Origin of the sequence: Negativibacillus massiliensis, from assembly GCF_900148495.1 — a bacterium.
Taxonomy (GTDB): domain Bacteria; phylum Bacillota; class Clostridia; order Oscillospirales; family Ruminococcaceae; genus Negativibacillus; species Negativibacillus massiliensis.
In genome coordinates this window covers 217,746-240,683 of sequence record NZ_FTRU01000006.1, presented here as the reverse complement: position 1 = coordinate 240,683, position 22,938 = coordinate 217,746, and the positions used below count along the sequence as shown (strand labels likewise).

Here is a 22,938-nt window from a genome sequence, read left to right as displayed (position 1 = left end):
AAGCCATTTTAAGCTCCCCTTTGCAAATAAATTTTATGGATGCTTTTCTTCCTCTGTCGGAGGACGAACATACTGCTTTCGCCGCAAATCACATACAGCATGTTTTTTAAAGTTTTCCCGTCCTTCATTTAACGTTAAGCCATGGTTTTCGTCGCTGGGTTCCTCATCACTTTCGATAAATACATCGTTTTCCCAACAGCATACGGGACAGATATAAGCGACAGCTTGGTCAGCGGGTACAGGAAATGTGTAATACCCACAGCAGGGGCAAGAATATTTCATATATTTCCCTCCAGTATTTTTTGTAGAGTGCGCAGAAAATCTTCGTCCTGTTCCTTTGTCCGTTTATGAGGACCTTTCGTTCGGCCGCCTGCCATCCGTACTTTTTTGGCGACATGGCGGGTAAACAGCAGGGTGTCCATGTTCTGCTCAGAATAGATCATCCCATTTTGATTGAGTGCTCGTCCGCCCTTTGCTAGTACCATTGCTGCCAGACCATAGTCCTGAGTCACTACAAGGTCATTTTTCTCAACAAGGTTGACCAGCTTAAAATCCGCAGAATCACTGCCCTTTTCCACTGTAATGATTTGGGCATCGGTGCGGTTTAAAACATGAGAGGTATCGGTAATCAGGATAATGGGAATCTGTCTTTTGTTTGCCTCCCGTACAGTCAGATCAACTACGGGACAGGCATCTGCATCGACTAATATCTTCATAAAATTCCTCCATTTTTATCGGACAACAACCCCTAAAAAGGAGACAAGGTCAATTGCCTGCTGCGCGGTTACGATCGATCCTTTGAGGTCGTTTATGTTCAGTTTCAATCCGCCGATTTCGCAGCTGCGCAGGTCGATTCCGTCAAGAGGGGTGTGGAGCAGCTGGATTTTTCGTAGGTCACAGTCGGAAAATTCGACCGATTTGAATTTCCCTTCGCTTAAATCTGCCTCTTCCAGCGAGCAGCCATTAAATTCTACTGCCTTTAGTTTGGAACCGGAGAGGGATGCGTAGCGGAGATTGCAGCCGAGAAAGGCGGTGTTCTGAAGCAGGGATTGGCTCAGATTGGTGCCCATCAGTTTACAGTTTTTTAGTCTCACCCGCTGGGTTGCAAGGTCGTACAGCTGGCAGGAGGAAAGATTGCAGTTTTCCATCATCACATCCACAAAGGAAAAGTTACTCATCCGGCAGTCTAAGAACTGACAACTTTGGAAGGTGCAGTTTTTAAACCCCATATTGCTGCCGACAAAGTTTTCCAGAACCTGATTTTGATAAAGGGTGTTTTGAATTTCTTCTTCGTCCTGCTGCTGGGATAAAATTAGATCATAAAGAAGATTACCTTTTTTCTGTGCCTGAGAGGATTTTGGGGAATCTATATTCATCATAATCGCTCCTTTTTCCCTATTGTATCAGCTTTTGCTGTGCAAAACAAGAAACGGTCAGACTCAAAATAGTCCGACCGTCTCTAATGAAGAAGAAGTATCATGAAATGAGTTGTTCTCGTTTTAAAATAGGGGTAAGGCGCTTGCCAAGGTATGCTGCCAGAACCATCAGGACAGCATCTGCCGGAATGAAGATGAGGAAGGTGGAGTACAGCACCGCCCACAGACTCATACCCTTGCCGAGATAAAGGTTCATAATGACATAAAAATATACAACACCAATGGCAAAATCAGTTCCTGCTCCGGCAAAGCATCCCAGCAGCATGGTCTTGAAGGAGTAGTCTTTGCGCACCTCGATCACCTTTCCACACACCCATGCTCCCAGAATAAATCCGGCAAGATATCCGAAGGTTGGCTGGAAGATATAGGATAATCCTGCACCTTTGGTAAAGACCGGAAGTCCGCATAATCCAAGCAGTACATATACTCCAACACTGATGAAGCCTCGTTTGGAACCAAGCAGTGCTCCGGCAAGAATCGCAAAAAAGATTTGAAGCGTAAATGGTACAGGTGGAATGGGGATTGTGATAAATGCACCGATTGCAGTCAGTGCAGAAAAAAGTGCCATTAAACTGATGTCCCTTACCTTAGAGTTTTGCCGCATTGTTTGCTCATCCTCCCTAAATTAATGTAACAGATATTACAAAAGTATCAACAGTTACAAATTATATATTGCTTCATCGTTTTTGTCAATAGATCAGGAGAAATTTTTGAATTGTTTGGTGAAGAAGGATAAGGGAATTTCTTTTTCGGCTGGATTATGCTATAATAAATGCAACAACGGGAAGATCCGCTGAATTTGCAATGGAAGGGTGTTTAACATGAATCAAGTAAGATTAGAGCAGGTTCGCGAAAATATGAAAAAAGCTGGACTGCATCAGATGATTGTAACCGAGACAGAACCGGTGTACTATCTGACTGGAATCTGGGTTGCTCCGATGGAGCGTATGATGGCAGTATATTTGGATGATACCGGAAGAACCATCTTTTTTGGAAATAAACTGTTTGGTGTTCAGCCTCAGGAAGGAATGGAGCTGCAGGAGCACACCGATACCGACAATCCGGTTGCACAGCTGGCTCAGACTGTAAAAGCAGGAGAACTCGGCATTGATGAAACCTGGCCAAGCCGTTTCCTGATTGGTTTAATGCAGCTGCGCCCTGATGTAAAACCAGTGATGGGCTCCCTGCCAGTAGAACAGTCCACTATGTATAAAGACGAAGAAGAACGTCAGCGCATGAGAGAAGCTTCGCTGATCAACGATGAATGTATGGATATGGTAATCCATGCAATTCGGGAAGGCGTTACAGAAAAAGAGCTTGCCCTCAAGGTGGAAAACTTCTTTAAAGCAAGAGGCTGCAACAGTCTGGGATTCTCGATTGTAGGTATGGGCAAAAACGGAGCAGACCCACATCATGATGCAGACGAAACTGTTTTGAAGGAAGGCGACAGCATCGTAATCGATATCGGTGCGCCGTTCAATCACTACTGGTGCGATATGACCAGAACCGTTTTCTATAAGAGTGTCAGCGAGAAACAGCGCGAAGTTTATGAGACAGTCCGCCGCGCAAATGAAGCTGCTATTGCGAAGATCAAACCAGGTGTTGCTTTCAAGGAATTTGACCTTGCAGCAAGAAAGGTGATCGAGGATGCAGGTTACGGGGAATACTTTACCCACCGTACCGGACACAGCATCGGCATGAAGGAGCACGAGAAACCACCAGTTGCATCTGACTGCGAAGTAATCGCACGTCCAGGCATGGTATTCTCGATTGAGCCAGGAATCTATCTGCCGGGTCAGTTTGGTGTTCGTGTAGAAGATCTGGTACTGGTTACTGAGGATGGCTGCGAAGTTCTGAACAAATATACAAAAGATCTGATCGTAGTAGAATAATCTAAAACAACAAAAGTTTCAACATTTTCAATTGGAAATGTTGAAACTTTTTCTTAGCGCCGAAAAGGCAATAAAAAATAAAGGGGCAACCGACAAGAGAAAAAACCTTATAGGATCTGTTTAAACCACCCGTTCAACGGGTGGTTTTGATTACCTCAAATCAATTTTATGTCTATAAGCTTGCAGCTGTTTAGCCTCGAATCATACTCACAGGCATGTAGTGTAAGCTCTGACATTTCAACTTCAACATCCAGCTTTTTCTTTTCGTTAAGTGCAGTTAATATCTCATCGTCAATCTCGTCAATGGGTATTATATAAGGCATTCCGCCATCGTTGACCTGCGCATCTGACCAATTTAAATTAGTACCATCATATAACCAACTTATGGGGAGGAATTCGTTTTTGTCTGCAAAGGGATAAAATGCCACACAACTGCTGTCATGTTCATACATAGACAGATTACCTGTCATGGATATTTCACCCTCAAATGTAACTTCACTTAATGTACCGTAGCCGCTGAGACTTTCAAAAGAGGTTCTGGCTTTTTTAACCGTGTAGCCTTTGAAGGTGTCGCCGGTGCTGACTTTTGCGTAGTACAACTGTTCGCTTGGTTTTAGATCAAAACCTTTGTATTCAAAGTTTTCTAAGTCAAAAAATTCGGGCGATTTTTCAGAATTAAGGGATAAGCCGGTAGTGTTCCTGATCCATGCACAGTCATAGTCAATGCGGAAAATAGTATGTACTTTATCGTCAGAAAACACATCGGTATAAAGCTCTGTCACTTTTTCTGCGTCATAAATAGATAATACAGCTTCATTCGGAACGGTAAATTCTGTATTGCCCTCATAGTTTTTCGGCAAAGTAATTTTACCGCCACTTGTGCAGGCTGTTAGAGCAATTGTAACAATGACAATTAATACAGCTGTTTTTTTCATAGCGTTCCCTCCCTATTATCTAATATGAAAGATACTCCTTCCCACTGAATGTGAAAAGGAGTATCGTTAAGGGATGCTTTCTGTTGTCAATCGGCTCTTGAACCCCTTTTCTCTTGCCGAAAAGAGGATTGAAAACAAGTTTTCAATCTGGAGTTTGCCTTTTTGCCCATAAATGATTGGGCAAAATTGCCTGCGGCAACCGAGCAAAGCTCCTTTCAAACTTCCTAAAGGCGCTTACACGGATAAGGTGTTTCGCCTCTGGACACCACCAACTTTTGTAAAAGGTGGACGGAAACTTTTGTTATCAGCTTGTCGAGCGAGCGTGCTAACACGAGCGATTGCCGTGTGATAAAATGACAATTGCTCAGTTAACCGAAGCGCGAAACAGGGTGCAGGCTCAGCCTGTTATTTGGTGCCGAAGATACGGTCGCCACAGTCACCAAGACCTGGAACGATGTATTTGTCTTCGTTGAGCTTGTCATCTTTTGCAGCGCAGTAGATCTGTACATCTGGATGAGCATCCATCAGAGCGTTCAGACCTTCTGGAGCAGCAATGATGCACATGAATTTGATGTTGGTTGCACCAGCTTCTTTGAGCATTTTGATTGCTTCAACAGCAGAACCACCGGTAGCGAGCATTGGATCGAGAACGATTACTTCACGCTCGTTGATATCGGATGGCAGTTTGCAGTAGTATCTTACTGGTTCAAGGGTCTCATGGTCACGGTACAGACCGATGTGGCCAACTTTAGCAGCAGGAACCATGGACAGAACGCCTTCCAGCATGCCGATACCAGCGCGCAGGATTGGAACGAAAGCGAGCTTTCTGCCAGCGATTACCTTTGTTTTAGCCATAGCGATTGGAGTTTCAACCTCAACCTCTTTGAGTGGAAGGTCGCGGGTTGCTTCGTAACACATCAGCATGGAAACTTCGCCAACCAGTTCACGGAACTCTTTGGAGCCGGTGTTCTTGTTGCGCAGAAGGGAGATTTTGTGCTGAATCAGTGGATGATCAAAAATCATAGGAGTCATAAGAATCGAATCCTTTCATGTAATAGAATATTGGGATGCCTGCTATGATATCAAAATCAGAACAGGCAACGTTGGCTTAACACTACAAAGATATTTTACAACAAATTGGCAAAGAAGAAAATATTTTTGAAAAGATTTTTTTGCCGATTTTTAAAAATCAGCAATTTACTGAAATCTCAAAATATTTTTGCCCTATTTGCCGAAATTTTCTTCCAGAGCCAGAATTTTGTCCACTCTTCTCTGGTGACGGCCGCCTTCAAACTCAGCATCGAGGAATGCATCGACCATCATGCAGGCAAGACCCGGGCCGACAACACGTCCGCCGAAGCACAGAACGTTTGCATTATTGTGCAGACGGGTGAATTTTGCGCTGAAGCAGTCGGAGCAGCAGGCAGCACGAATACCTTTTACCTTGTTTGCAGCCATCGAGATACCGATACCGGTTCCGCAGATGAGGATACCCAGTTCACATTCACCGCTTACGATCTTGTCGCAGGCAGCTTTTGCAACGTCAGGATAATCCACAGAATTTTCATCAAAGCAGCCAACATCGGAAAATGCAATGCCGCGTTCTTCCAGATGTTTTTTGATCTCCTGTTTGAGCAGGAAACCGCCGTGATCACTACCAAGTACGAGCATGGTAATACCCTCCTTAAAAATAAAACAGAATTTATTGTTTCTTAAGCGATAATTTCATCTGAAGTTCCCGCTGAGCCTGCGGAAGTTTCAGATAGACAGGAACTAATTCCTGCGCAGAGATGGTTTGCTCACTATTTAAAGCGGCAAGTCCCACACTGTAAGCGTGCTGCAGCAGGAGATGTTTTCCCGGAACAGACAGTTTGCGTTCTGGATATAATTTTTTCATGGTGTCCAGCACAAGGGAGGCACCGTCACCTAAAACGGTGACAGGAGTTTCTTCCGGCAGAGCAGCGAGCTCTTTGCAAAGGTCCTCCGCCATCATGGCACAATCTTCATGCAGACGCTTCATGTTGTGATCTGCATCAAACCATGCAGTGTATACCTGACCACAGCGTGCGTCCAGCGCAGGACAAAGGATACCACCCCGATCATACAGGTTGTAGGCAAGACCTTCCAGTGCCGAAACGGCAACACATGGTTTGTCTAAAACCTGAGCCATCCCTTTGACAGCAGCAACACCGATGCGAAGTCCGGTGAAGGAGCCGGGGCCTACCGAAACTGCAAAGCGGTCCACATCCTGAACAGACATCTGGCTGCAGGAGAAGAGAGATTCCACCATCGGCATGATGGTCTGGCTGTGGGTCAGGTGCGCATCGGTATAAAATTGAGCAATAGGACGGTCATCCTCAAGCAGCGCGCAGGAAGCTGCAGCAGCTGAGGTGTCCATAGCAAAAATAATCAAATAAATAATCCCCTTTCCATATTGGGAATCCATATTTTAAGAATCGGTTATTGGGAAATCAGAATTTCACGTTGTTCCGGATCTCCGTCCACCTTGCGGATTTCGACAGTGATGGTGTTTTCCGGCAGAACCGCTTCGATATTTTCACTCCATTCAATGGCAAGGATGCCACCATAATCCAGATAATCAAAAAATCCGGTGGAGTAAAGATCCTCAAAGGTTTCTACACGGTACATATCGAAGTGATACAGGGCACGACTGCCGTTTCCATATTGGTGCACCAGAGCAAAAGTTGGGCTGGACACATGGTCGGAAAGCCCCAGTCCTTTGCACAGTCCACGGGTAAAGGCAGTTTTGCCGGCTCCCATCGGGCCTTTGTAGGCGATCACGTCACCGCTTTTTAAGGTCGACGCAAATTCGGCGGCGATCTGTTCGGTTTCTTCGGTGCTGTGGCTGAGATAACGTTTCAAAGGATGCTCCTTCCTTTCTGTACTTTCTGAGAAAGTCCAGCTTGAAGCTGGACACTGTTCGCCTACGGCGCAAAGACAGGTGGTTTGTGCAAACAAGCAGTGCTGCAGCGTGCTGAAACCAAAGCCTTACGATAAACCAAAGCGCGAAACAGCGTGCAGGCTCAGCCTGCTCTGATAAGGGGGGAGGCCCCCGAAAAGGAAACCTCCCCTTTTGTCAGCTGTGATTTAGAACAAACCGTGGATGTTGCCGTCAGCATCGATATCAATGCGGTAAGCGGCAGGTTCTTTGCCCAGACCAGGCATGGTCATGATTGCACCGGAGAGTGCAACGATAAATCCAGCACCGGCAGAAAGTTTTACATCACGGATGTTGATCTTGAATCCGGTTGGACGGCCAAGTTTGGTTGCATCATCCGAGAGGGAATACTGGGTCTTTGCCATACAGATTGGCAGTTTGTCCTTGCCCAGTTTTTCGATCTCTGCGATTGCTTTGTTTGCTTCCGAGGAGTAGGTAACACCGTCTGCACCGTAGATGGTTTTTGCGATGGTTTCGATCTTCTCCTTGATTGGCAGGTCAACATCGTAGATTGGAGCAAAGTTTGCAGGTTTTTCGCAGGCTTTGACTACCTTATGAGCAAGCTCGATGCCGCCTTCGCCGCCTTTTGCAAAGACATCAGACAGAGCAAACTCAACGTCGTTTTCACGGCAGTAGTTTTCCAGAACTTCAACTTCCTCGTCGCTGTCGGTCAGGAAGTGGTTGATTGCAACGACAACCGGAACACCGTATTTCTTCATGTTCTCAACATGAGCTGCCAGATTACACAGACCTGCTTTTACTGCTTCCACATTTGGTTTTGCAGTTTCTGCTTTTGGTACACCTCCATTATATTTGAGCGCACGCAGAGTAGCAACAACAACGATTGCAGATGGAGCAAGACCAGCGTAGCGGCACTTGATATCCAGGAATTTTTCAGCGCCAAGGTCAGAGCCGAAGCCTGCCTCGGTGATGGTGTAGTCAGCCAGTTTGAGAGCCAGTTTGGTTGCTCTTACCGAGTTACAGCCATGAGCGATGTTAGCGAAAGGTCCGCCGTGCATCAGAGCAGGGGTGTTTTCCAGAGTCTGAACCAGGTTTGGTTTGATTGCGTCTTTCAGAAGAACTGCCATCGAGCCGTTTACCTGAAGGTCTTTTGCATAAACAGGGCGGTTGTCATAGGTGTAAGCAACCAGAATGTTGCCCAGACGTTCTTTGAGGTCCTGAAGGTCAGCAGCCAGACAGAGGATTGCCATAACCTCACTTGCAACGGTGATCTGGAAACCGTCTTCACGCGGTACACCGTTTGCTTTGCCGCCAAGACCAACGTTTACAAAACGCAGTGCGCGGTCGTTCATATCCATGCAGCGTTTGAAGAGGACGCGGCGTGGGTCGATGTTCAGCTGGTTGCCCTGCTGGAGATGGTTGTCCAGAATTGCGCAGAGCAGGTTGTTTGCAGCGGTGATAGCGTGCATATCACCGGTGAAGTGCAGGTTGATGTCCTCCATTGGAACGACCTGTGCATAGCCGCCGCCGGCAGCGCCGCCCTTGATGCCGAATACCGGACCGAGGGATGGTTCGCGCAGAGCGATGATTGCGTTCTTGCCAATCTTGCTCATTGCCTGTCCCAGACCAACGGTGGTGGTGGTTTTGCCTTCGCCGGCAGGAGTTGGGTTGATTGCGGTGACCAGAATCAGTTTGCCGTCTGGTTTGTTTTCCAGACGTTTTGCAAGGTCATCGGAAAGTTTTGCCTTATAGTGTCCGTATGGTTCCAGTTCCTCTGGAGCGATGCCGAGCTGTGCAGCGATTTCGGTGATCGGTTTCATTTTGCACTGCTGGGCGATTTCGATGTCTGTAAGCATGGTGATTCCTCCTTAAAAAGAAAAAATTAAGAATGAAATTTGCAGCACAGGCCATTTTCAGTTAAACTGAGCGTTCAGCCAAAATAAAAAGGGGCTGAAAGAATAACAGGAGCTTCTGGGTCGATCAAGCTCCCTGACCCGAAATGTGCTGCCGCAAGTATATGTCAGCGCATCGAATCAGACTGTTACATACAATTGGTGATTTCAGTATAACATAAATTTTCCAAGGCGAAAAGAGGAAAGCGAAAATCTGCGGCAATATTCACTTTTTTTTGGTTGATTCATGTGGGAATTCATAATATAATAAGAAAGTCTTAATGGGAAAATACGATTTTGCAAGCAAAAGAAAGGTTAACAATAACAATGAAAACAGTTTTTTCTGCGATTGGCAGATACATAAAGGAAACAGACTGGATGCTGATGCTATGCTGTTTTTCTTTATCCAGTTTCAGTACACTTTTGATTTACAGCCTTTACAAAAACGGGGAGATCGGTCGACTCAACACGGTATTGGTGCAGCCGGCAATGGCGCTGTGCGGCATTGTCGCAGCGATCATCCTCTCAAAGATCGACTACCACATGATGGCAAGGCTTTGGAAATGGCACAGCGTTCTGTGTTATGGACTGGCACTGCTGGTTTTTCCATTTGGAATTCAGCGTGTGGACTGGGTTGATGACAAGGCGTGGCTGCCAATTCCGTTTACGTCCATCAGTTTTCAGCCATCCGAGCTTTTGAAGATTTCATTTATCATCACCTTTGCCTACCATCTTTCCAAGGTGAAGGATCAGCTCAACCGTCCAAAACAATTGCTGCTTTTGTGTATCCACGGAGCAATTCCATGCGGATTGATTCATCTTCAGGGTGATGATGGTACGGTTCTGGTTATGGCGGTAATTTTTGCCAGCATGCTGTTTGTTGCGGGACTTTCCTGGAAATATATCGTTCCGGTGTTGGCTATGATTCCACCGGCAGCAGTTGTCTTGTGGAACTTCTTTTTGGACGACGACAAGAAAAACCGAATTCTTGCCATTATCCGTCCGGAACTGGTTGATTCTGCGATCACCTGGCAGCAGGACAGAGGATTGATCTCTATTGGAAACGGCGGACTTTGGGGAAACGGAATCTTTATGGAGACCGGACAGTTTCGTTATGTTCCGGAGGTATATAACGACTTTATCTTTACCTACATTGGGGAGACGGTGGGATTTATCGGTTGTATTGCGGTGCTGGCAGCACTGGCGTTTCTGTGTATCCGCATTCTGCACAATGCCCTGCATGCGCTGGATGATTTGGGTAAATTTATCTGTGTTGGTGTGTTTGCCATGATGGCAATTCAAATTATCATTAATATTGGAATGTGTCTGGGTGTGCTGCCGGTTATCGGTGTTACTCTGCCGTTTTTGTCCGCAGGCGGAACTTCGACCGGTACCCTGTACCTGGGAATTGGTGTGGTGCTCAGCGTCTATATGCACAGCGGTAAGGACATGCTCTTCGCTTAGGCAGGTTGAGCCTGCACGCGGTTCGCGTTGTTGGTTAAGTGCAAGTTTAAAAGCCCCGCTCTCGCGCAGGTCGCTTGTCTCTGACTGCGCTCGTTTGAGTAGTAAGGGGGGAGCGTGACCGCTTTGCGGTTACTGCGGGAAGGGATGGTTTTAGTTAGGAAAGCAAACTGGTTTTGCTTTCCATCCCTCGGAAAATCGAATGAAATTCGATTTTCATGGTGACGGCGCATTATTCTGATTTGCGCCGCCTGCTTTAACCGTCACCTGCCCCGGGGGATCGAAGGGGGATTCCCCCTTCTGCTGGAGGTCGAGGAACCAGAAGGTTCCTTGTGAATCTTTGGTTCCTTTCTTTTCATAAGAAAGGAACTGCCAGTGTGGGCGGCATGAGCCCACAAAAGGAAACTACCGATTTGGATAAGAGCAAGGATTAGAGCAGAATGTCTCAAAAAAACAGCTTTTTATACACAGAGGACTGTCATCCTCGTTTCTTCTAAAACACAAAGAGGCTCCTTTTTCTGGAGCTTCTTTTTTAACATTTTTCAAAAGTTTTACATTTATCGACATAAATGCTGCATTTTTCCTGATAGGATAGAGAACGGAATTTTTTGGGAGGGTATTTAGATGGACATATTACAGGATATTTACGCAGGAGCGGTGATTGCTGCCGGAGGAATGGCACAGCGGATGCAGGGAATCAACAAACAAAGCCTGATGATACAAGGGGTTCCGGTACTGGTGCGTTCCATTCAGAGAATGGCAGAGGTAGAACAAATCCGTCAGATTGTTGTGGTGGCAAGACCAGAACTGTTTTCACAGCTAAATCAGTGGAAGATAGAATACTCCCTGCCTGATTTTGAAATAGTGGCGGGAGGAGAAAGCCGCCAGCAGTCGGTGCTAAACGGAATTAAGGCACTGTCTGATCAAACAGAATATTTTGTGATTCATGATGGAGCGAGACCGTTTGCTGATCGGGAACTGATTTTACGCTGTCTGCAAAGTGCGGTGGAACATGGAGCTGCAACAGCAGCGGTCAAAACGAAGGATACCATCAAGCGTGTTTCGCCGGAAGGTATTATCGAGGAAACTCCGAATCGGGAGTTTTTGTACCTGACCCAGACGCCGCAGATTTTTAAAGCATCACTGTACCACAAGGCGGTGGAGCAGGCAGAAAAGGAAGGTCTTGACTTCACCGATGACTGTCAGCTGATCGAGCATATTGGGCACAGAGTTTGGGTTTCGCAGGGGGATTACCGCAACATCAAGATTACAACGCCGGAAGATATTGCCATGGCGCAGGCCATTGCACAATGGACAGAACAAAAATAAAAACAGATGACAGAGAGGAAGGATCTCATGGAAATTCGCGCAGGACATGGATATGATGTACATAAACTGGTAGAGGGAAGAAAGCTCATTTTGGGCGGTGTGGAAATTGCCTGGGAAAAAGGATTACTCGGACATTCGGATGCGGATGTTTTAGTCCATGCGGTCATGGATTCCCTGCTGGGCGCAGCAGCACTGGGCGATATCGGAAAACATTTTCCTGATACCGATCCGCAGTATAGGGGAGCAGACAGCATCGAACTGTTAAAGCATGTATCAGCTCTTCTGCATCAGCAGGGATATACCATTTCCAACATTGATGCTACTGTAATTGCCCAGAAGCCAAAACTGAAAGATCATATTCCGCAGATGTGCAAGAATATTGCCGATGCCTGCGGAATCCAGACTAGTCAGGTCAATGTCAAGGCGACCACCGAGGAAAATCTGGGATTTACCGGAAGCGGAGAAGGAATGAGCGCGCACAGCGTCTGCATCATTACTCGATAAAGCTGGTACAAAAATAGGGCAGTCCTGCATAGAATGAAGAAGACTCATTCTAAAGGAGGATTGCTATGGATACGATAACCAACATTCCGGTATCTTCTCTGACCTACGCGCTCAAAGGCCAGAAAGTATTGGAACGATATGGATATAAAGCATGGGCAGGCCGCGACCATAACCGCGTGAGCGGATGCGGCTATCAACTGACAGTTCGGGGAGATCCCGAAAAGGCAAAGGAACTGCTGGTTCAGTATGGAATCCGTCTGGTTTCTCAGGACAGCCGTCTGGAGAGGGGTGGGGGAAAGGTATGATCTATTTTGACAATGCCGCAACCACCTTTCCAAAGCCGCCCTGTGTTGTCAAGGCGGTCAACGAAGCTCTGCTGCGATATGGAGCAAACCCGGGACGAAGCGGGCACGATCTTTCCCTGCAAACGGCGCAGAAGGTGTTTGAGTGCAGGGAACGGGTCGGAAAGCTGTTTCACTGTCAACCCGAGCAGGTCATCTTTACCAAAAACTGTACCGAGTCGATCAATGTGGCGATCAAAGGCATTGTCCGTCCGGGCGACCACGTGATTATCTCGGATCTTGAGCACAACGCGGTTTACCGTGTGGTGGAGTCATTGCGAAGACAGGGCATAATTCAGTACGATGTGGCTCCGGTGTTTGCCGATGACCAGAAAACGCTCTGGCATTTTGAACATCTTCTGCGCAGCAATACCCGACTGATTGCCTGCACACATGGTTCCAACGTATTTGGATTCTGTGTGCCAATTGAACAGATTGGGCTGATGGCAAGGCGGCGGGGAATTTTTATGCTGGTGGATGCTGCCCAGACCGCGGGACTTTTGGATTATGATTTAAGACGGATGCCGATTGACTACCTGTGCATGCCCGGACATAAGGGACTGTATGGGCCGGCTGGAACCGGGATTTTGATTGTGAACACCGAACATCTGCCTGATCCTTTATGCGAAGGCGGAACAGGAAGCCTTTCGATGGAACCGACCATGCCGGACTTTTTGCCGGATCGTCTGGAAAGCGGAACGGTGAACACATCAGGAATTATCGGACTGTCAGCCGGTGTCGGGTTTGTGCTTCAGAACACACCAAAAAAGCTCTATCTGCATGAAATGCAGCTGTGCGATTATCTGTATCAGAAACTGTGTGGAATCAGGGGAGTTACCCTCTATTCGGATCGGCCCTGCCTTGGAAGAAATCTGCCGCTGATTGCGCTTAATTTAAAAAACATAAACCCAGAAACGGCTGCAGAAGCGTTAAACCGACATCACATCGCGGTGCGTGCCGGATTTCACTGTGCAGCGCTTGCACACCAGAAAATGGGGACCGACCGCTATGGAACCATTCGTGTCAGTCTGGGTGCGTTTAATCATAAAAACGAGGCAGATGCCTTTTGTATGGCGGTAAAACACATTTTAGCCGGAAGGTAACGGTTCAAAAAAATTTTGACGTTGCGGTTGATTATGACTATAAATATGTTACAATAAAAGAAAGAGTTATATAAAGTAAACAACGCCGGCTTTCGGCGTTTCAATAAAATCGGACAGGCTGTGTGCCTGCATAAAAAAGGATGATGATGATGGCGAGTGAATGGAATCAAATCATCGGTACAGTAAAAGCAATCGGTGTATGGGATATCCTGGATATTGTGATTGTAGCGGTGCTGATCTATCAGGTGATCAAGCTGATTCGTGAAACCAGGGCAATGCAGCTGGCAAAAGGTTTGATTTTGCTGCTGTTGTTATATTTTGTGGCGTATAACCTCAACATGAAAACGGTGAGGTTTATCATGCAGAACGTGGTGGCAACCGGTGTTCTGGCTCTGGTTATTGTATTCCAGCCGGAGCTGCGTCGAATGCTGGAACACGTTGCGCAGACAAAGCTTAATAAGTTTAATATTTTTCAGTCATCACCGGAAAAGGACAGCGAGCTGATGGCGGTTTGGAGCAGTTCCATCTCCACCATTGCGCATGCCTGTGAGCATCTTTCCAAAACAAAGACCGGTGCGCTGATTGTATTTGAACGGGAAACAAAACTGGGTGAAATCATCAAAACCGGAACGGTGGTGGATGCTCAGCCAAGTGATGAGCTGATCGGAAACCTGTTCTTTGTCAATTCCCCACTGCATGACGGTGCAATGATTATCCGCGATGGTCGAATTTGTGCTTCCGGCTGCTTCTTGCCGCTGAGCCAGAACTACACCATCAGCAAAGAGATGGGAACCCGTCACCGTGCAGCTCTGGGTATGAGCGAAAACTCCGATGCAGTCGTTGTGGTAGTTTCTGAGGAGACCGGAACCATCTCGATTGCACAGGGCGGCGTTATTGAGAGAAACTTTACCATCCCTCAGCTGGAAAAGCGGCTTTATCATGAGATCCTTCGAAAAGATGAAGGGGAGCAGCAGAAGGAAGTCGGCGTAAAGGCTCTTCTGCGCAAGGTCAAGAAATAAGCGTTTTTGAAGCTGCGGAAAGGATGAATGGCAGATGAAAAAAGAATCCATTTTTGATAACCGCACCTTCCTGATGGTTTTATCAGTAATCATGGCCTTTTTGGCGTGGCTTTTTGTGTCGATGGACAGCAATGATACCAAGGGAAAAACCATCACGGGTGTGACGGTCGATATGCAGGAAGTGGATGAATCAATCGGAAAACTGGGACTGAGTACCATTTCCACCGAACAGATCAAAGTCTCTGTCAGAGTGGAAGGTGTAGTTTATGATATCGGTAACCTCACAGCTTCTGATATTCGGGTTTATCCGGATATTTCCAAGGTTACCACAGCAGGAATGCACACAGTAGAGCTCAAGGGAGAGATCCGCGACAGCAGCAAAGATGTCACCATTCAGGAAATTACACCATCCAGTGTGCAGATTAAGTTTGACAGCCTCCAGACCAAGACATTGGATATCAAGGCAAAACTTTCCGGATACAGTGCACCGGACGATTACCTGATTCGTGATGTCAGCGTCAGCCCAAGTACCGTACAGATTACAGGACCGGCAGAGGATATTTCCAGAATCAGCCAGTGTGTTGTAGAAAAGGATATCGATGAAGAACTGACCAGCAGTTACAGCGAGACCTTGCCGCTTAAGTTCCTGGATGTGGACGGCAACGAACTGGAATTAAAATATGTGGTCAGCGATGTAACCGAAGCAAGAGTGACCATCCCGATTCTGAAGAAGAAGGTTGTTCCGGTGCGGCTTGACTTTATGAATGTACCGGATGGCTTCCAGGTTGACAGGCTCAAGTTTACCCTCTCCAATGAGGAAATTGAGGTTGCAGGTCCGGCAGAATCCATCGATAAATATAAGGAGATTCCGCTGGGACAGATCGACATCAAGTCGCTGGAACTCGGAAAGACCGAAACCTTTGAAGTAAAACTTCCAACCGGATTTGTTAACACCCAGAATATCCAAAGCGTTCTGGTTCAGTTTGATTCGGAGGGAATGATTGAAAAACAGTTTAATGTGGATAACATTATCATTCAGAACGTTCCGCTTAACTATGAGGCGGAGTCGATGACACAGGAGATTACCAATGTCCGCATCATCGGTCCAAAAGATGTTGTGGAAGGTATGGTGGCCGGTGACATTGTGGCAACCATCGATCTTCAGGAAAGCTCCAGCGTCTCTTCCGGACAGGTAGAGCTTCCAGTTAAGATCTCGGTACCAAAGAAGAGTCAGGTTTGGGCAGTGGGAGATTACCGCGCAATCGTTTCCATCTCGGAAACAACAGTGGGTTCCCCAACAGAGAGTACGACCGAGACAGATTCTTAACAACAGGATAAAATCAATTGCAGGAGGGCGCATCACCGAAGATTCGGTCGTGCACTCTCCTGCTGTTATGAGGACCAATTGAGGAGAAAAAGAAAGGCGGTTTGATATGGCGATTATCGTCTCACAGGTAAAAACCACACTGGAGGAATCCTCCAATCAGGATAGAATCTGGGAAGCAGCCCGAAAAACAGCACGCCTGAAACCGGAAGAAATTGAAAAAACCTATCTGGTAAAGAGTAGCATCGATGCACGAAAACAGGATCATATTCTGCTGGTAAGTTCGGTGGGATTTGAGCTGAAGCACCCGGAAGAGGAAAGTCTGGAACAGCTGATGCGCCGCGAACAGGAGGTGCTCAAACGCACCCAGAACAGCAGAAACGGTCAGTTTGTAAAGATTCAGCATAATCCACCTCAGCAGTTTACGGTAGGAAATGGAAAGCTTAGCCAGCCGCCGGTGATTGTGGGCTTTGGTCCGGCAGGAATGTTTGCAGGGCTTGCCCTTGCAAGAATGGGATACTGTCCGGTGATTCTGGAACGGGGTGCTGATGTTGACAGCCGTGTGGAGGCGGTACAGCAGTTTTGGAAGGAAAGGAAGCTCTCAACGGAAAGCAATGTCCAATTTGGAGAAGGTGGAGCAGGAACCTTTTCCGATGGAAAGCTGACCACCCGTATCAGCGACCCAAGATGCAGCTTTATTCTCGAAGAAATGATCCGCCATGGAGCACCGGAAGAAATCCGTTATCGCCAGAAACCGCACGTTGGCACCGATCTTCTGCGCAATGTGGTAAAAAATATCCGACAGGAGATCATCAGTCTGGGAGGAAGCGTTCATTTCAACACCCGGATGGAGGAGATTATCCTTAAAGACGGAAAAGTGACAGCAGTTCGGACCACACAGGGAGAAATTCCAACCCAAGCTGTGGTGCTGGCAGTTGGACACAGTGCCCGGGATACCTTTGAGATGCTGCTGCAAAAACAAGTTTTTCTGGAGCCAAAACCGTTTTCTGTCGGAGTGCGTATCGAACAGCGCCAGCAGGTGATTGACCGGGGATTGTACGGAAATCATGCAGGACATCCAGCCCTTCCAAAAGGAGAATATCAGCTTTCCTGGCGAAATGAGGAGGAACGGGGCGTCTATACTTTCTGTATGTGCCCGGGTGGATTTGTGGTAGCGTCCTCTTCGGAAGAAGATACCGTTGTGACAAACGGCATGAGTGAACATGCCCGTGATGCAGAAAATGCAAACTCGGCGCTGGTCGTTTCGGTGGACGGCAAGGATTTTGGAAGCGACGTGCTGGCAGGAATCGCATTTCAGCGAAAGTTGGAGCGGGAAGCGTTCTGTCTGGGCGGCAGAGATTATCGTGCACCAGCACAGTCGGTACAAAGCTTTCTGGAAAAGAGTACACCGGATCTTTCTAAACCGCTTACCACACCGAGTTTTTCCTGTGGTGTGAAAGAAGCAAATCTCCGCGAAGCCTTTCCGGAGCAGATCAATCAGATGCTCGAACAGGGAATGCGGCGCTTTAACCGCCGATTGCCGGGATTTGCAGATCAGGATGCAGTAATTACCGGAATCGAGACCAGAACCTCTTCTCCGGTTCGAGTTACCAGAAATCCGGACAGCCTTCAGGCATTGGGAATTCATGGACTGTACCCTTGCGGAGAAGGTGCAGGATATGCTGGCGGAATTGTCAGCGCCGCAGTGGATGGCGTGCGTGTTGCAGAACAGATCATGGCATTGTATCAGCCATTGCAATAAAAAAGGACGGACCTTTTGGTCCGCCCTTTTTGTTTGTTCGTTTAGTGGTGGTGACCGCAGTCACAATGGTCGTGTTCACAGCCACAGTGCTCGTGTTCATGTTCACAGTCGCAGTGCTCATGATCGCAGTCACAATGGTCGTCGTCACAGTCATCATCGTCTTCCAGATCATGCTGAGGGTCATAGAAGATGCGGTGATCGCTGTCCGGGATGTTCATTTCCTCGCGAAGACGTTCCACCATATCATCGGTCAAAAAGACGCCGTCCTGTGCCATCAGCTGAGCCAGCTGTTCATCACTGTATGGGGTGTCTGGATGTTCTTCCTGAATTAACTGGGTGAGTTTGTCGCGGATTGCCTCCATACCTTCCTGCTGCGGATGATGTTCCCTTGCAAGGAAGAATTTCATCGGGTAAACACCGAACGGAGACTGGAGATATTTGTTTTTGAGAGTAGCGGATACCAGTTCGGTTTCCATACCCAGTGCCTGAGCAAGTTCTGCGATTGGAAGCAGCTTCATATAGCGAGGGCCATAGCGGAAGAAAGGTTCCTGAAGTTTGATCAGAGTCTTGGTGACCTCGACCAGTGTTTTTCCACGGAACTCGATTTCATGCTGGAGATCTTCTGCATCGGCAATCTTTTCTTCCAGATAGCGGCGTTCCTCACCGTCTACACGGCGGAACATGTTGAGATAATCTTCATTGATTTTAATCTGAGGAAATGCAAAATCGCTGAGTGCAACATAGTATTCATCGATAAACTTGATCATCACCACATCCGGCTGGATGTATGGGGAACGGCTGTGGCTCTGATACTGGGAACCCGGTTTTGGGTTGAGCAGACGAATGCGGAGCATAGCCTGCTCGATTTCCTGCTGGGTGCGTTCAAAGCGTTCGCACATTTGATGGATGTCCGCACTGCCGGTCAGGTCAATTTCATCCAGAAGCTGGCGTGCAACGGTGTCCTCCTCATCCAGCTGAAGCAGCAGACATTCTTTTAAGCTAGATGCGCCAAGTCCCAGCGGCTCCAGATTGTGGATAATCGAGAGTGCCTCTTCATATTCCGATTCGCAAAATCCCTGCTCGGTCAGATCCTGCGGACGTGCAAGCAGATAACCATTTTCATCCAGACAACCGATCAGATAGGAAGCAGCGTTGCGAACCTGCTCGGAGAGCGGAAGCTCTGCAATCTGAGCAAGCAGATGCTGTTCCAAAGTTTCACCGTCTTTGGCATTGAGCATTGCATAATCCGGTTCCTCTGCCTGTGGAAGTTCGGTTTCCTTATCAAAGTAGCTCAGACCTTCCTCAAAGTCGTTGGATTCCAGCCACTCTGCCTTGCGGGCACGCAGATCTTCATCGGTATAACCGGTCAGATTTTCCTCAATTTCGATTACCGGATTTTCCAGCATCACCTGGTTGAGGTAGTCATTTAAGCGCAGGGTATCCATCTTCAGGATTTTGAGCCCGCGTGGGGTGAGTTTATAGTTATGAACATCCATTTTTATTGTCACCTCGTATGGTAGATTGAAAGAATGATGCCTGACAAGAAAGATTTGTCAGGTGATTTAAATTTAATTTTATTATAACATAAGTTTTTCCCTGCGAAAATGCTGTCAGCAATGTTTTATGAAAATAGACAAAAAGCAAGGCTCCTTCTTGTGGCAATGGGGAGAAACGGGGGATAAAATGGGGAAAAACAAAAGGGAGAAAGAAAGGGGAGTTTGAGGCGGTTGTAAGAAAAAATTCATAGTTAACCCCTATTCTTTGAAAAAAAAATACGATATAATGAAAAAACGTGTAAACGGCAAAAATGCCGGAAATTTTGTTTGCATCAGAAAGGTGTGTCCAATCTCATGAAGTGCAGCCAGTGTGGCAAAGAATTTACAGAAGAAGAGCTTGCAGCACAAAACGGAGTTTGTCCGGAGTGTGGAGGTAAGATTAGCAATCAGAAAGTAGAGCAAACCAAAGAAAAAGAATCACAGCATCAGGAAACCGCAGAGACAGATTCTGAAAAGAAGGAAAAGAAAAAAAGAAAGATTCTGATTATTGCCGTAGCGGTAATTGCGGCAGCAGCGGTTTTGGCATCTGCGGCATTTTTGACAAAAGGTTCTATGATGCAGGCAAATTCGGAAAACCATATCAATCCAACAGAGCTTGCTTATACTACCGATGAAGGCATCGGTTTGGCAAATGGAAATCAGACTGTCGAGCTTTATGAAAACGCGGCAGAAGAGGAAAGCGACCGTGAAGAAATCAATGAGATGTTCTCCTATTCCACACCGTATATTGGAAAACAAAACTATGTGGAGATGGAAAATGGGGATACCATTTATCTGCCGCTCAACATCACATCCACCGAAGAAATGACAGGCAAACTTTGCCTGAAAACTGCTGCGGGAGAAGAAAGTGTGCTGGATGAAAATGCGGCAATTATCTACTGTCACAGCAAAAATGCAGTTTATTACAACAAGCTGGAAGACGATAAACTGGTGCAGGTTCAGTATAAGAACGGAACCCTGACCCCTGTTTCCGAAATTGTCGGCGAAGAAAATATTGTGGTAGTTTCTGCATCGGATGATGACAGCCTGCTTCAGGTATTGCAGCTGGATGAAGACCAGAACGCAGTTGCCGGCGGTTATTACTATAACGGAAAACTCCACCTTCTGGATACCAAGTATACGGTTGCAAATGTTTCCAAACAGGGAGATGCAGTATATCTGATCACCAGTGAATCGGAAACCTCTCTGGTAGACCTCTATCGCGTTTCCGATCTGGAAACCGAAGAGACAGAGCTGATTGGAAGCGGTATTTCGGAAATTGCGTTTTATGATAACGGTTCGATGACCTTCCTTGCTGACTGTGATGCATCGCAGAACCAGTACAATCCGGTTGGAAGTGTATACTGGTATGATGGCAGCACCAAGACCGCAGAAAAGGCAGCGGATAATGCAGTTGCACTGCTGGAAACTTCCCTGCGTTCGAATGGATGGATGAATGAAAACGGCAGAGATATGACCACCAGCGAGATGGCACAGCAGATTGCATGGGATAAGCCGCTTTATGAAGGTCAGGTACACTATATCGATGCACAGGGCAATCTCTGTGTTTCCTCTGCACAGGCAGCGACTATTGGAGAAAGCGGCATGCAGGGAATTACGATCTGCGAAGATTTCTATGATGTAGATAACTACACCATGCAGTCGGACATCACTTTTGCAACAGCAACACAGACCGCACTTACCTGGAGCAGAGGAGCAGATCTCTACCGCTATAATCTGGGCAGCATGGAAGAGCCACAGATGATTCCGCTCAATGAATCGGTGGAAGAAAAAGCACAGGAAGTAACCGCACAGGTCGGTTATATTACCATTGGCAGCGGTGATATTCTGGAAGAAACCAATCAGACTCTGGTTCTCAAGAAATTCTCGGATGAAAGCAGTGTAACCGTACTGGAAAATGTGGGAACTCTGACCCTGGCAGGATTGGACAATGCTGGAACCCATATCTATTTTACTTCCGAGGATGGCAGCCTTTACAGCAAATCGCTGGAAAACAGAAGCAATCCAAAGCGCATTGACTCTGATGTAGTACAGGCAACCGCAACCAGTGAAGGACTTTATTATCTGGTCAGCGTGGAAAATACACAGGAAGAGATGACTGTGGGAGAATCCGGCGAACAGAGTGCTCCAGAAGAGCAGTATAACCTGATGTTCCTCCAGTATGGTCAGAGCAAGGGTGAGCTGATCAAAGAGGATGTCAACAGCATCATGGCGGTAAACGTACAGAAATAACAGACTCAAATCACCTCCCGGCGGCAACAGGGAGGTGATTTTTTCACAGGAGGAAAACAGGAGCATGGAAAACCTTGGAATCTATATCCATATCCCATTTTGTATTGCAAAATGTCCGTACTGCGATTTTTATTCGGTTACCTTTCAGGAGCAGACCGCAGACGATTACTGCAAGCAGATGATCCGGGCATTGAGCAATGCTCCAGGGCAGGGCAGAAAGGTGGACAGTGTCTATTTTGGCGGAGGAACACCGGTACTGTTGGGAGAACGGCTGGTTCGTATTTTAAATGCAGTCAGAGAGCACTTTGAGCTGACAGAGGACTGTGAGGTTACACTGGAAGCAAATCCGGCAGCAATGAGTTTTTCTCAGCTTCAGACGCTTTATCAGGGCGGATTTAACCGTATTTCGATGGGAGTGCAGTCTGCATCGGACACAGAACTTGCGCGCCTTGGCAGGCTCCACAGTTTTGAACAAGCAAAGCAGAGCGTCATGATGGCACAGCAGGCAGGATTTGGGAATGTATCGGTCGATCTGATGTTAGGAACACCGGGACAGAACGAGCAGTCGGTGGATCATTTTATCCAGACCTTTTCAGACTCTGGCGTACAGCATATTTCAGGCTATCTCTTAAAGATTGAGCCGGGCACTCCATTTGCCAGACAGCATATCGAAAAGGTCTGTCCGGATGAGGAAACCAGTGCCGACCTTTATCTGCATACCATCGAGCAGATGGAACGGCATGGATTTTTGCAGTACGAGGTTTCAAACTTTGCAAAGCCGGGATTTGAAAGCCGCCACAACTTAAAATATTGGAACTGCGAGGAATATTTAGGGATAGGTCCGGCAGCACACTCCTTTCTGGATGGAAAGAGATTTTATTTTGAGCGGGATCTGAAAGGATTTTTGCAGGCGGAGAATGTTTGGGAGCTGACAAAATCGGACGGAGAAGGCGGCGATTTGTTTGAATATCTGATGCTGCGCCTGCGCCTTGTAAAAGGGGTAAAACTGTCCGAATTGCATGACCGATTTGGCGAACAGACACAGCCGATTGCAGAGCGCGCAGCTTTTCTGCAAAAACATGGATTGCTTTTATTTGACGGAGAAAGGATCTCGCTTACTCCAAAAGGCTTTTTAATTTCCAACAGCATCATCGTCGATCTTTTGGAATATTGTTAGATTATGATTGGAATTTTATGGGGGACACTTGTGCAGTATATATGATTGTGCTACA

22 protein-coding genes are annotated in these 22,938 nt (G+C 47.0%); 11 read left to right on the top strand and 11 right to left on the bottom strand.

The window, feature by feature from the left end; all coding sequences use genetic code 11:
• Positions 1 to 33: 33 nt before the first annotated feature.
• The 4 genes from BQ5375_RS02625 to BQ5375_RS02610 form a co-directional block, all read right to left on the bottom strand.
• Complete coding sequence (locus BQ5375_RS02625) at positions 34 to 282, bottom strand: CPCC family cysteine-rich protein (RefSeq protein ID WP_076917362.1); 249 nt, start codon at positions 280 to 282, stop codon at positions 34 to 36.
• Positions 279 to 716 carry a YaiI/YqxD family protein gene (locus tag BQ5375_RS02620; RefSeq protein ID WP_076917361.1) on the bottom strand — a complete coding sequence of 146 codons (438 nt, stop codon included), beginning with the start codon at positions 714 to 716 and terminating at the stop codon, positions 279 to 281. Before BQ5375_RS02620 ends, BQ5375_RS02625 begins: the two co-directional genes overlap by 4 nt.
• Before the next feature lie 15 nt (positions 717 to 731).
• A complete protein-coding gene (locus BQ5375_RS02615; protein WP_076917360.1) occupies positions 732 to 1,376 on the bottom strand; it encodes a pentapeptide repeat-containing protein in 645 nt (214 codons plus the stop codon).
• A gap of 100 nt (positions 1,377 to 1,476) precedes the next feature.
• On the bottom strand, positions 1,477 to 2,040 hold the full coding sequence (locus BQ5375_RS02610) for a biotin transporter BioY (protein ID WP_076917359.1): 564 nt from the start codon (positions 2,038 to 2,040) through the stop codon (positions 1,477 to 1,479).
• 217 nt (positions 2,041 to 2,257) lie between these two features.
• Here BQ5375_RS02610 and BQ5375_RS02605 point away from each other — a divergent pair, with 217 nt between their 5' ends.
• The gene (locus BQ5375_RS02605) at positions 2,258 to 3,328 is read left to right on the top strand and encodes a M24 family metallopeptidase (protein ID WP_076917358.1); all 1,071 of its coding nucleotides are present in this window, start codon (positions 2,258 to 2,260) and stop codon (positions 3,326 to 3,328) included.
• A gap of 155 nt (positions 3,329 to 3,483) precedes the next feature.
• Here the strand turns inward: BQ5375_RS02605 and BQ5375_RS02600 are convergent, their stop codons facing one another.
• From BQ5375_RS02600 to BQ5375_RS02575, 6 genes are all read right to left on the bottom strand, one after another.
• Positions 3,484 to 4,263 carry a hypothetical protein gene (locus BQ5375_RS02600; protein ID WP_022133186.1) on the bottom strand — a complete coding sequence of 260 codons (780 nt, stop codon included), beginning with the start codon at positions 4,261 to 4,263 and terminating at the stop codon, positions 3,484 to 3,486.
• Between the two features lie 405 nt (positions 4,264 to 4,668).
• Positions 4,669 to 5,295, bottom strand: coding sequence for a uracil phosphoribosyltransferase (gene upp / locus BQ5375_RS02595; protein ID WP_022133187.1), 627 nt, complete (start codon positions 5,293 to 5,295; stop codon positions 4,669 to 4,671).
• Positions 5,296 to 5,487: 192 nt separating this feature from the next.
• Positions 5,488 to 5,934 carry a ribose 5-phosphate isomerase B gene (rpiB, locus tag BQ5375_RS02590; protein WP_022133188.1) on the bottom strand — a complete coding sequence of 149 codons (447 nt, stop codon included), beginning with the start codon at positions 5,932 to 5,934 and terminating at the stop codon, positions 5,488 to 5,490.
• A gap of 31 nt (positions 5,935 to 5,965) precedes the next feature.
• Positions 5,966 to 6,676 (bottom strand): tRNA (adenosine(37)-N6)-threonylcarbamoyltransferase complex dimerization subunit type 1 TsaB, encoded by a 711-nt coding sequence (gene tsaB, locus BQ5375_RS02585; protein ID WP_076917357.1) that lies wholly within the window; start codon positions 6,674 to 6,676, stop codon positions 5,966 to 5,968.
• Between the two features lie 47 nt (positions 6,677 to 6,723).
• Positions 6,724 to 7,146: a tRNA (adenosine(37)-N6)-threonylcarbamoyltransferase complex ATPase subunit type 1 TsaE gene (gene tsaE, locus BQ5375_RS02580; RefSeq protein WP_022133190.1), complete on the bottom strand. Its 423-nt coding sequence runs from the start codon at positions 7,144 to 7,146 to the stop codon at positions 6,724 to 6,726.
• 225 nt (positions 7,147 to 7,371) lie between these two features.
• Positions 7,372 to 9,039: a formate--tetrahydrofolate ligase gene (locus tag BQ5375_RS02575; protein ID WP_022133191.1), complete on the bottom strand. Its 1,668-nt coding sequence runs from the start codon at positions 9,037 to 9,039 to the stop codon at positions 7,372 to 7,374.
• A gap of 363 nt (positions 9,040 to 9,402) precedes the next feature.
• Between BQ5375_RS02575 and BQ5375_RS02570 the strand changes: the two genes are divergently transcribed.
• The 8 genes from BQ5375_RS02570 to BQ5375_RS02535 all read left to right on the top strand — a co-directional run bounded on the left by BQ5375_RS02570 (position 9,403) and on the right by BQ5375_RS02535 (position 17,918).
• Positions 9,403 to 10,539, top strand: coding sequence for an FtsW/RodA/SpoVE family cell cycle protein (locus tag BQ5375_RS02570; RefSeq protein ID WP_076917356.1), 1,137 nt, complete (start codon positions 9,403 to 9,405; stop codon positions 10,537 to 10,539).
• Positions 10,540 to 11,160: 621 nt separating this feature from the next.
• Positions 11,161 to 11,865, top strand: coding sequence for a 2-C-methyl-D-erythritol 4-phosphate cytidylyltransferase (gene ispD / locus BQ5375_RS02565; protein WP_022133193.1), 705 nt, complete (start codon positions 11,161 to 11,163; stop codon positions 11,863 to 11,865).
• A gap of 33 nt (positions 11,866 to 11,898) precedes the next feature.
• Positions 11,899 to 12,369 (top strand): 2-C-methyl-D-erythritol 2,4-cyclodiphosphate synthase, encoded by a 471-nt coding sequence (ispF, locus tag BQ5375_RS02560; protein ID WP_076917377.1) that lies wholly within the window; start codon positions 11,899 to 11,901, stop codon positions 12,367 to 12,369.
• 65 nt (positions 12,370 to 12,434) lie between these two features.
• The gene (locus tag BQ5375_RS02555) at positions 12,435 to 12,674 is read left to right on the top strand and encodes a hypothetical protein (protein WP_022133195.1); all 240 of its coding nucleotides are present in this window, start codon (positions 12,435 to 12,437) and stop codon (positions 12,672 to 12,674) included.
• Positions 12,671 to 13,813 carry an aminotransferase class V-fold PLP-dependent enzyme gene (locus BQ5375_RS02550; protein WP_022133196.1) on the top strand — a complete coding sequence of 381 codons (1,143 nt, stop codon included), beginning with the start codon at positions 12,671 to 12,673 and terminating at the stop codon, positions 13,811 to 13,813. Before BQ5375_RS02555 ends, BQ5375_RS02550 begins: the two co-directional genes overlap by 4 nt.
• Before the next feature lie 149 nt (positions 13,814 to 13,962).
• A complete protein-coding gene (gene cdaA / locus BQ5375_RS02545; RefSeq protein WP_022133197.1) occupies positions 13,963 to 14,832 on the top strand; it encodes a diadenylate cyclase CdaA in 870 nt (289 codons plus the stop codon).
• Positions 14,833 to 14,866: 34 nt separating this feature from the next.
• Complete coding sequence (locus BQ5375_RS02540) at positions 14,867 to 16,159, top strand: CdaR family protein (protein ID WP_076917354.1); 1,293 nt, start codon at positions 14,867 to 14,869, stop codon at positions 16,157 to 16,159.
• Between the two features lie 106 nt (positions 16,160 to 16,265).
• Positions 16,266 to 17,918, top strand: a complete 1,653-nt coding sequence (locus BQ5375_RS02535; protein WP_022133199.1) for an NAD(P)/FAD-dependent oxidoreductase — start codon at positions 16,266 to 16,268, stop codon at positions 17,916 to 17,918.
• A 41-nt stretch (positions 17,919 to 17,959) separates the two neighbouring features.
• Here BQ5375_RS02535 and rpoN read toward each other — a convergent pair whose 3' ends face one another.
• A complete protein-coding gene (rpoN, locus tag BQ5375_RS02530; RefSeq protein ID WP_022133200.1) occupies positions 17,960 to 19,414 on the bottom strand; it encodes an RNA polymerase factor sigma-54 in 1,455 nt (484 codons plus the stop codon).
• A gap of 354 nt (positions 19,415 to 19,768) precedes the next feature.
• Here rpoN and BQ5375_RS02525 point away from each other — a divergent pair, with 354 nt between their 5' ends.
• Both BQ5375_RS02525 and hemW read left to right on the top strand, forming a co-directional pair.
• Entirely contained in the window at positions 19,769 to 21,706 is a 1,938-nt protein-coding gene (locus tag BQ5375_RS02525; protein ID WP_076917353.1) for a Zn-ribbon containing protein, read from the top strand.
• Positions 21,707 to 21,770: 64 nt separating this feature from the next.
• Entirely contained in the window at positions 21,771 to 22,883 is a 1,113-nt protein-coding gene (hemW, locus tag BQ5375_RS02520; RefSeq protein ID WP_076917352.1) for a radical SAM family heme chaperone HemW, read from the top strand.
• The last annotated feature ends 55 nt before the right edge of the window (positions 22,884 to 22,938 follow it).

Bases quoted from the DNA above. Each gene is read 5' to 3' on its own strand.
- BQ5375_RS02600 (WP_022133186.1), bottom strand. From the start codon at position 4,263: ATGAAAAAAACAGCTGTATTAATTGTCATTGTTACAATTGCTCTAACA.
- BQ5375_RS02615 (WP_076917360.1), bottom strand. From the start codon at position 1,376: ATGAATATAGATTCCCCAAAATCCTCTCAGGCACAGAAAAAAGGTAAT.
- cdaA (WP_022133197.1), top strand. From the start codon at position 13,963: ATGGCGAGTGAATGGAATCAAATCATCGGTACAGTAAAAGCAATCGGT.
- BQ5375_RS02550 (WP_022133196.1), top strand. From the start codon at position 12,671: ATGATCTATTTTGACAATGCCGCAACCACCTTTCCAAAGCCGCCCTGT.
- ispD (WP_022133193.1), top strand. From the start codon at position 11,161: ATGGACATATTACAGGATATTTACGCAGGAGCGGTGATTGCTGCCGGA.
- BQ5375_RS02535 (WP_022133199.1), top strand. From the start codon at position 16,266: ATGGCGATTATCGTCTCACAGGTAAAAACCACACTGGAGGAATCCTCC.
- BQ5375_RS02610 (WP_076917359.1), bottom strand. From the start codon at position 2,040: ATGCGGCAAAACTCTAAGGTAAGGGACATCAGTTTAATGGCACTTTTT.
- rpoN (WP_022133200.1), bottom strand. From the start codon at position 19,414: ATGGATGTTCATAACTATAAACTCACCCCACGCGGGCTCAAAATCCTG.
- hemW (WP_076917352.1), top strand. From the start codon at position 21,771: ATGGAAAACCTTGGAATCTATATCCATATCCCATTTTGTATTGCAAAA.
- BQ5375_RS02555 (WP_022133195.1), top strand. From the start codon at position 12,435: ATGGATACGATAACCAACATTCCGGTATCTTCTCTGACCTACGCGCTC.
- BQ5375_RS02540 (WP_076917354.1), top strand. From the start codon at position 14,867: ATGAAAAAAGAATCCATTTTTGATAACCGCACCTTCCTGATGGTTTTA.
- BQ5375_RS02570 (WP_076917356.1), top strand. From the start codon at position 9,403: ATGAAAACAGTTTTTTCTGCGATTGGCAGATACATAAAGGAAACAGAC.
- BQ5375_RS02620 (WP_076917361.1), bottom strand. From the start codon at position 716: ATGAAGATATTAGTCGATGCAGATGCCTGTCCCGTAGTTGATCTGACT.
- BQ5375_RS02605 (WP_076917358.1), top strand. From the start codon at position 2,258: ATGAATCAAGTAAGATTAGAGCAGGTTCGCGAAAATATGAAAAAAGCT.
- BQ5375_RS02525 (WP_076917353.1), top strand. From the start codon at position 19,769: ATGAAGTGCAGCCAGTGTGGCAAAGAATTTACAGAAGAAGAGCTTGCA.
- upp (WP_022133187.1), bottom strand. From the start codon at position 5,295: ATGACTCCTATGATTTTTGATCATCCACTGATTCAGCACAAAATCTCC.
- rpiB (WP_022133188.1), bottom strand. From the start codon at position 5,934: ATGCTCGTACTTGGTAGTGATCACGGCGGTTTCCTGCTCAAACAGGAG.
- BQ5375_RS02625 (WP_076917362.1), bottom strand. From the start codon at position 282: ATGAAATATTCTTGCCCCTGCTGTGGGTATTACACATTTCCTGTACCC.
- BQ5375_RS02575 (WP_022133191.1), bottom strand. From the start codon at position 9,039: ATGCTTACAGACATCGAAATCGCCCAGCAGTGCAAAATGAAACCGATC.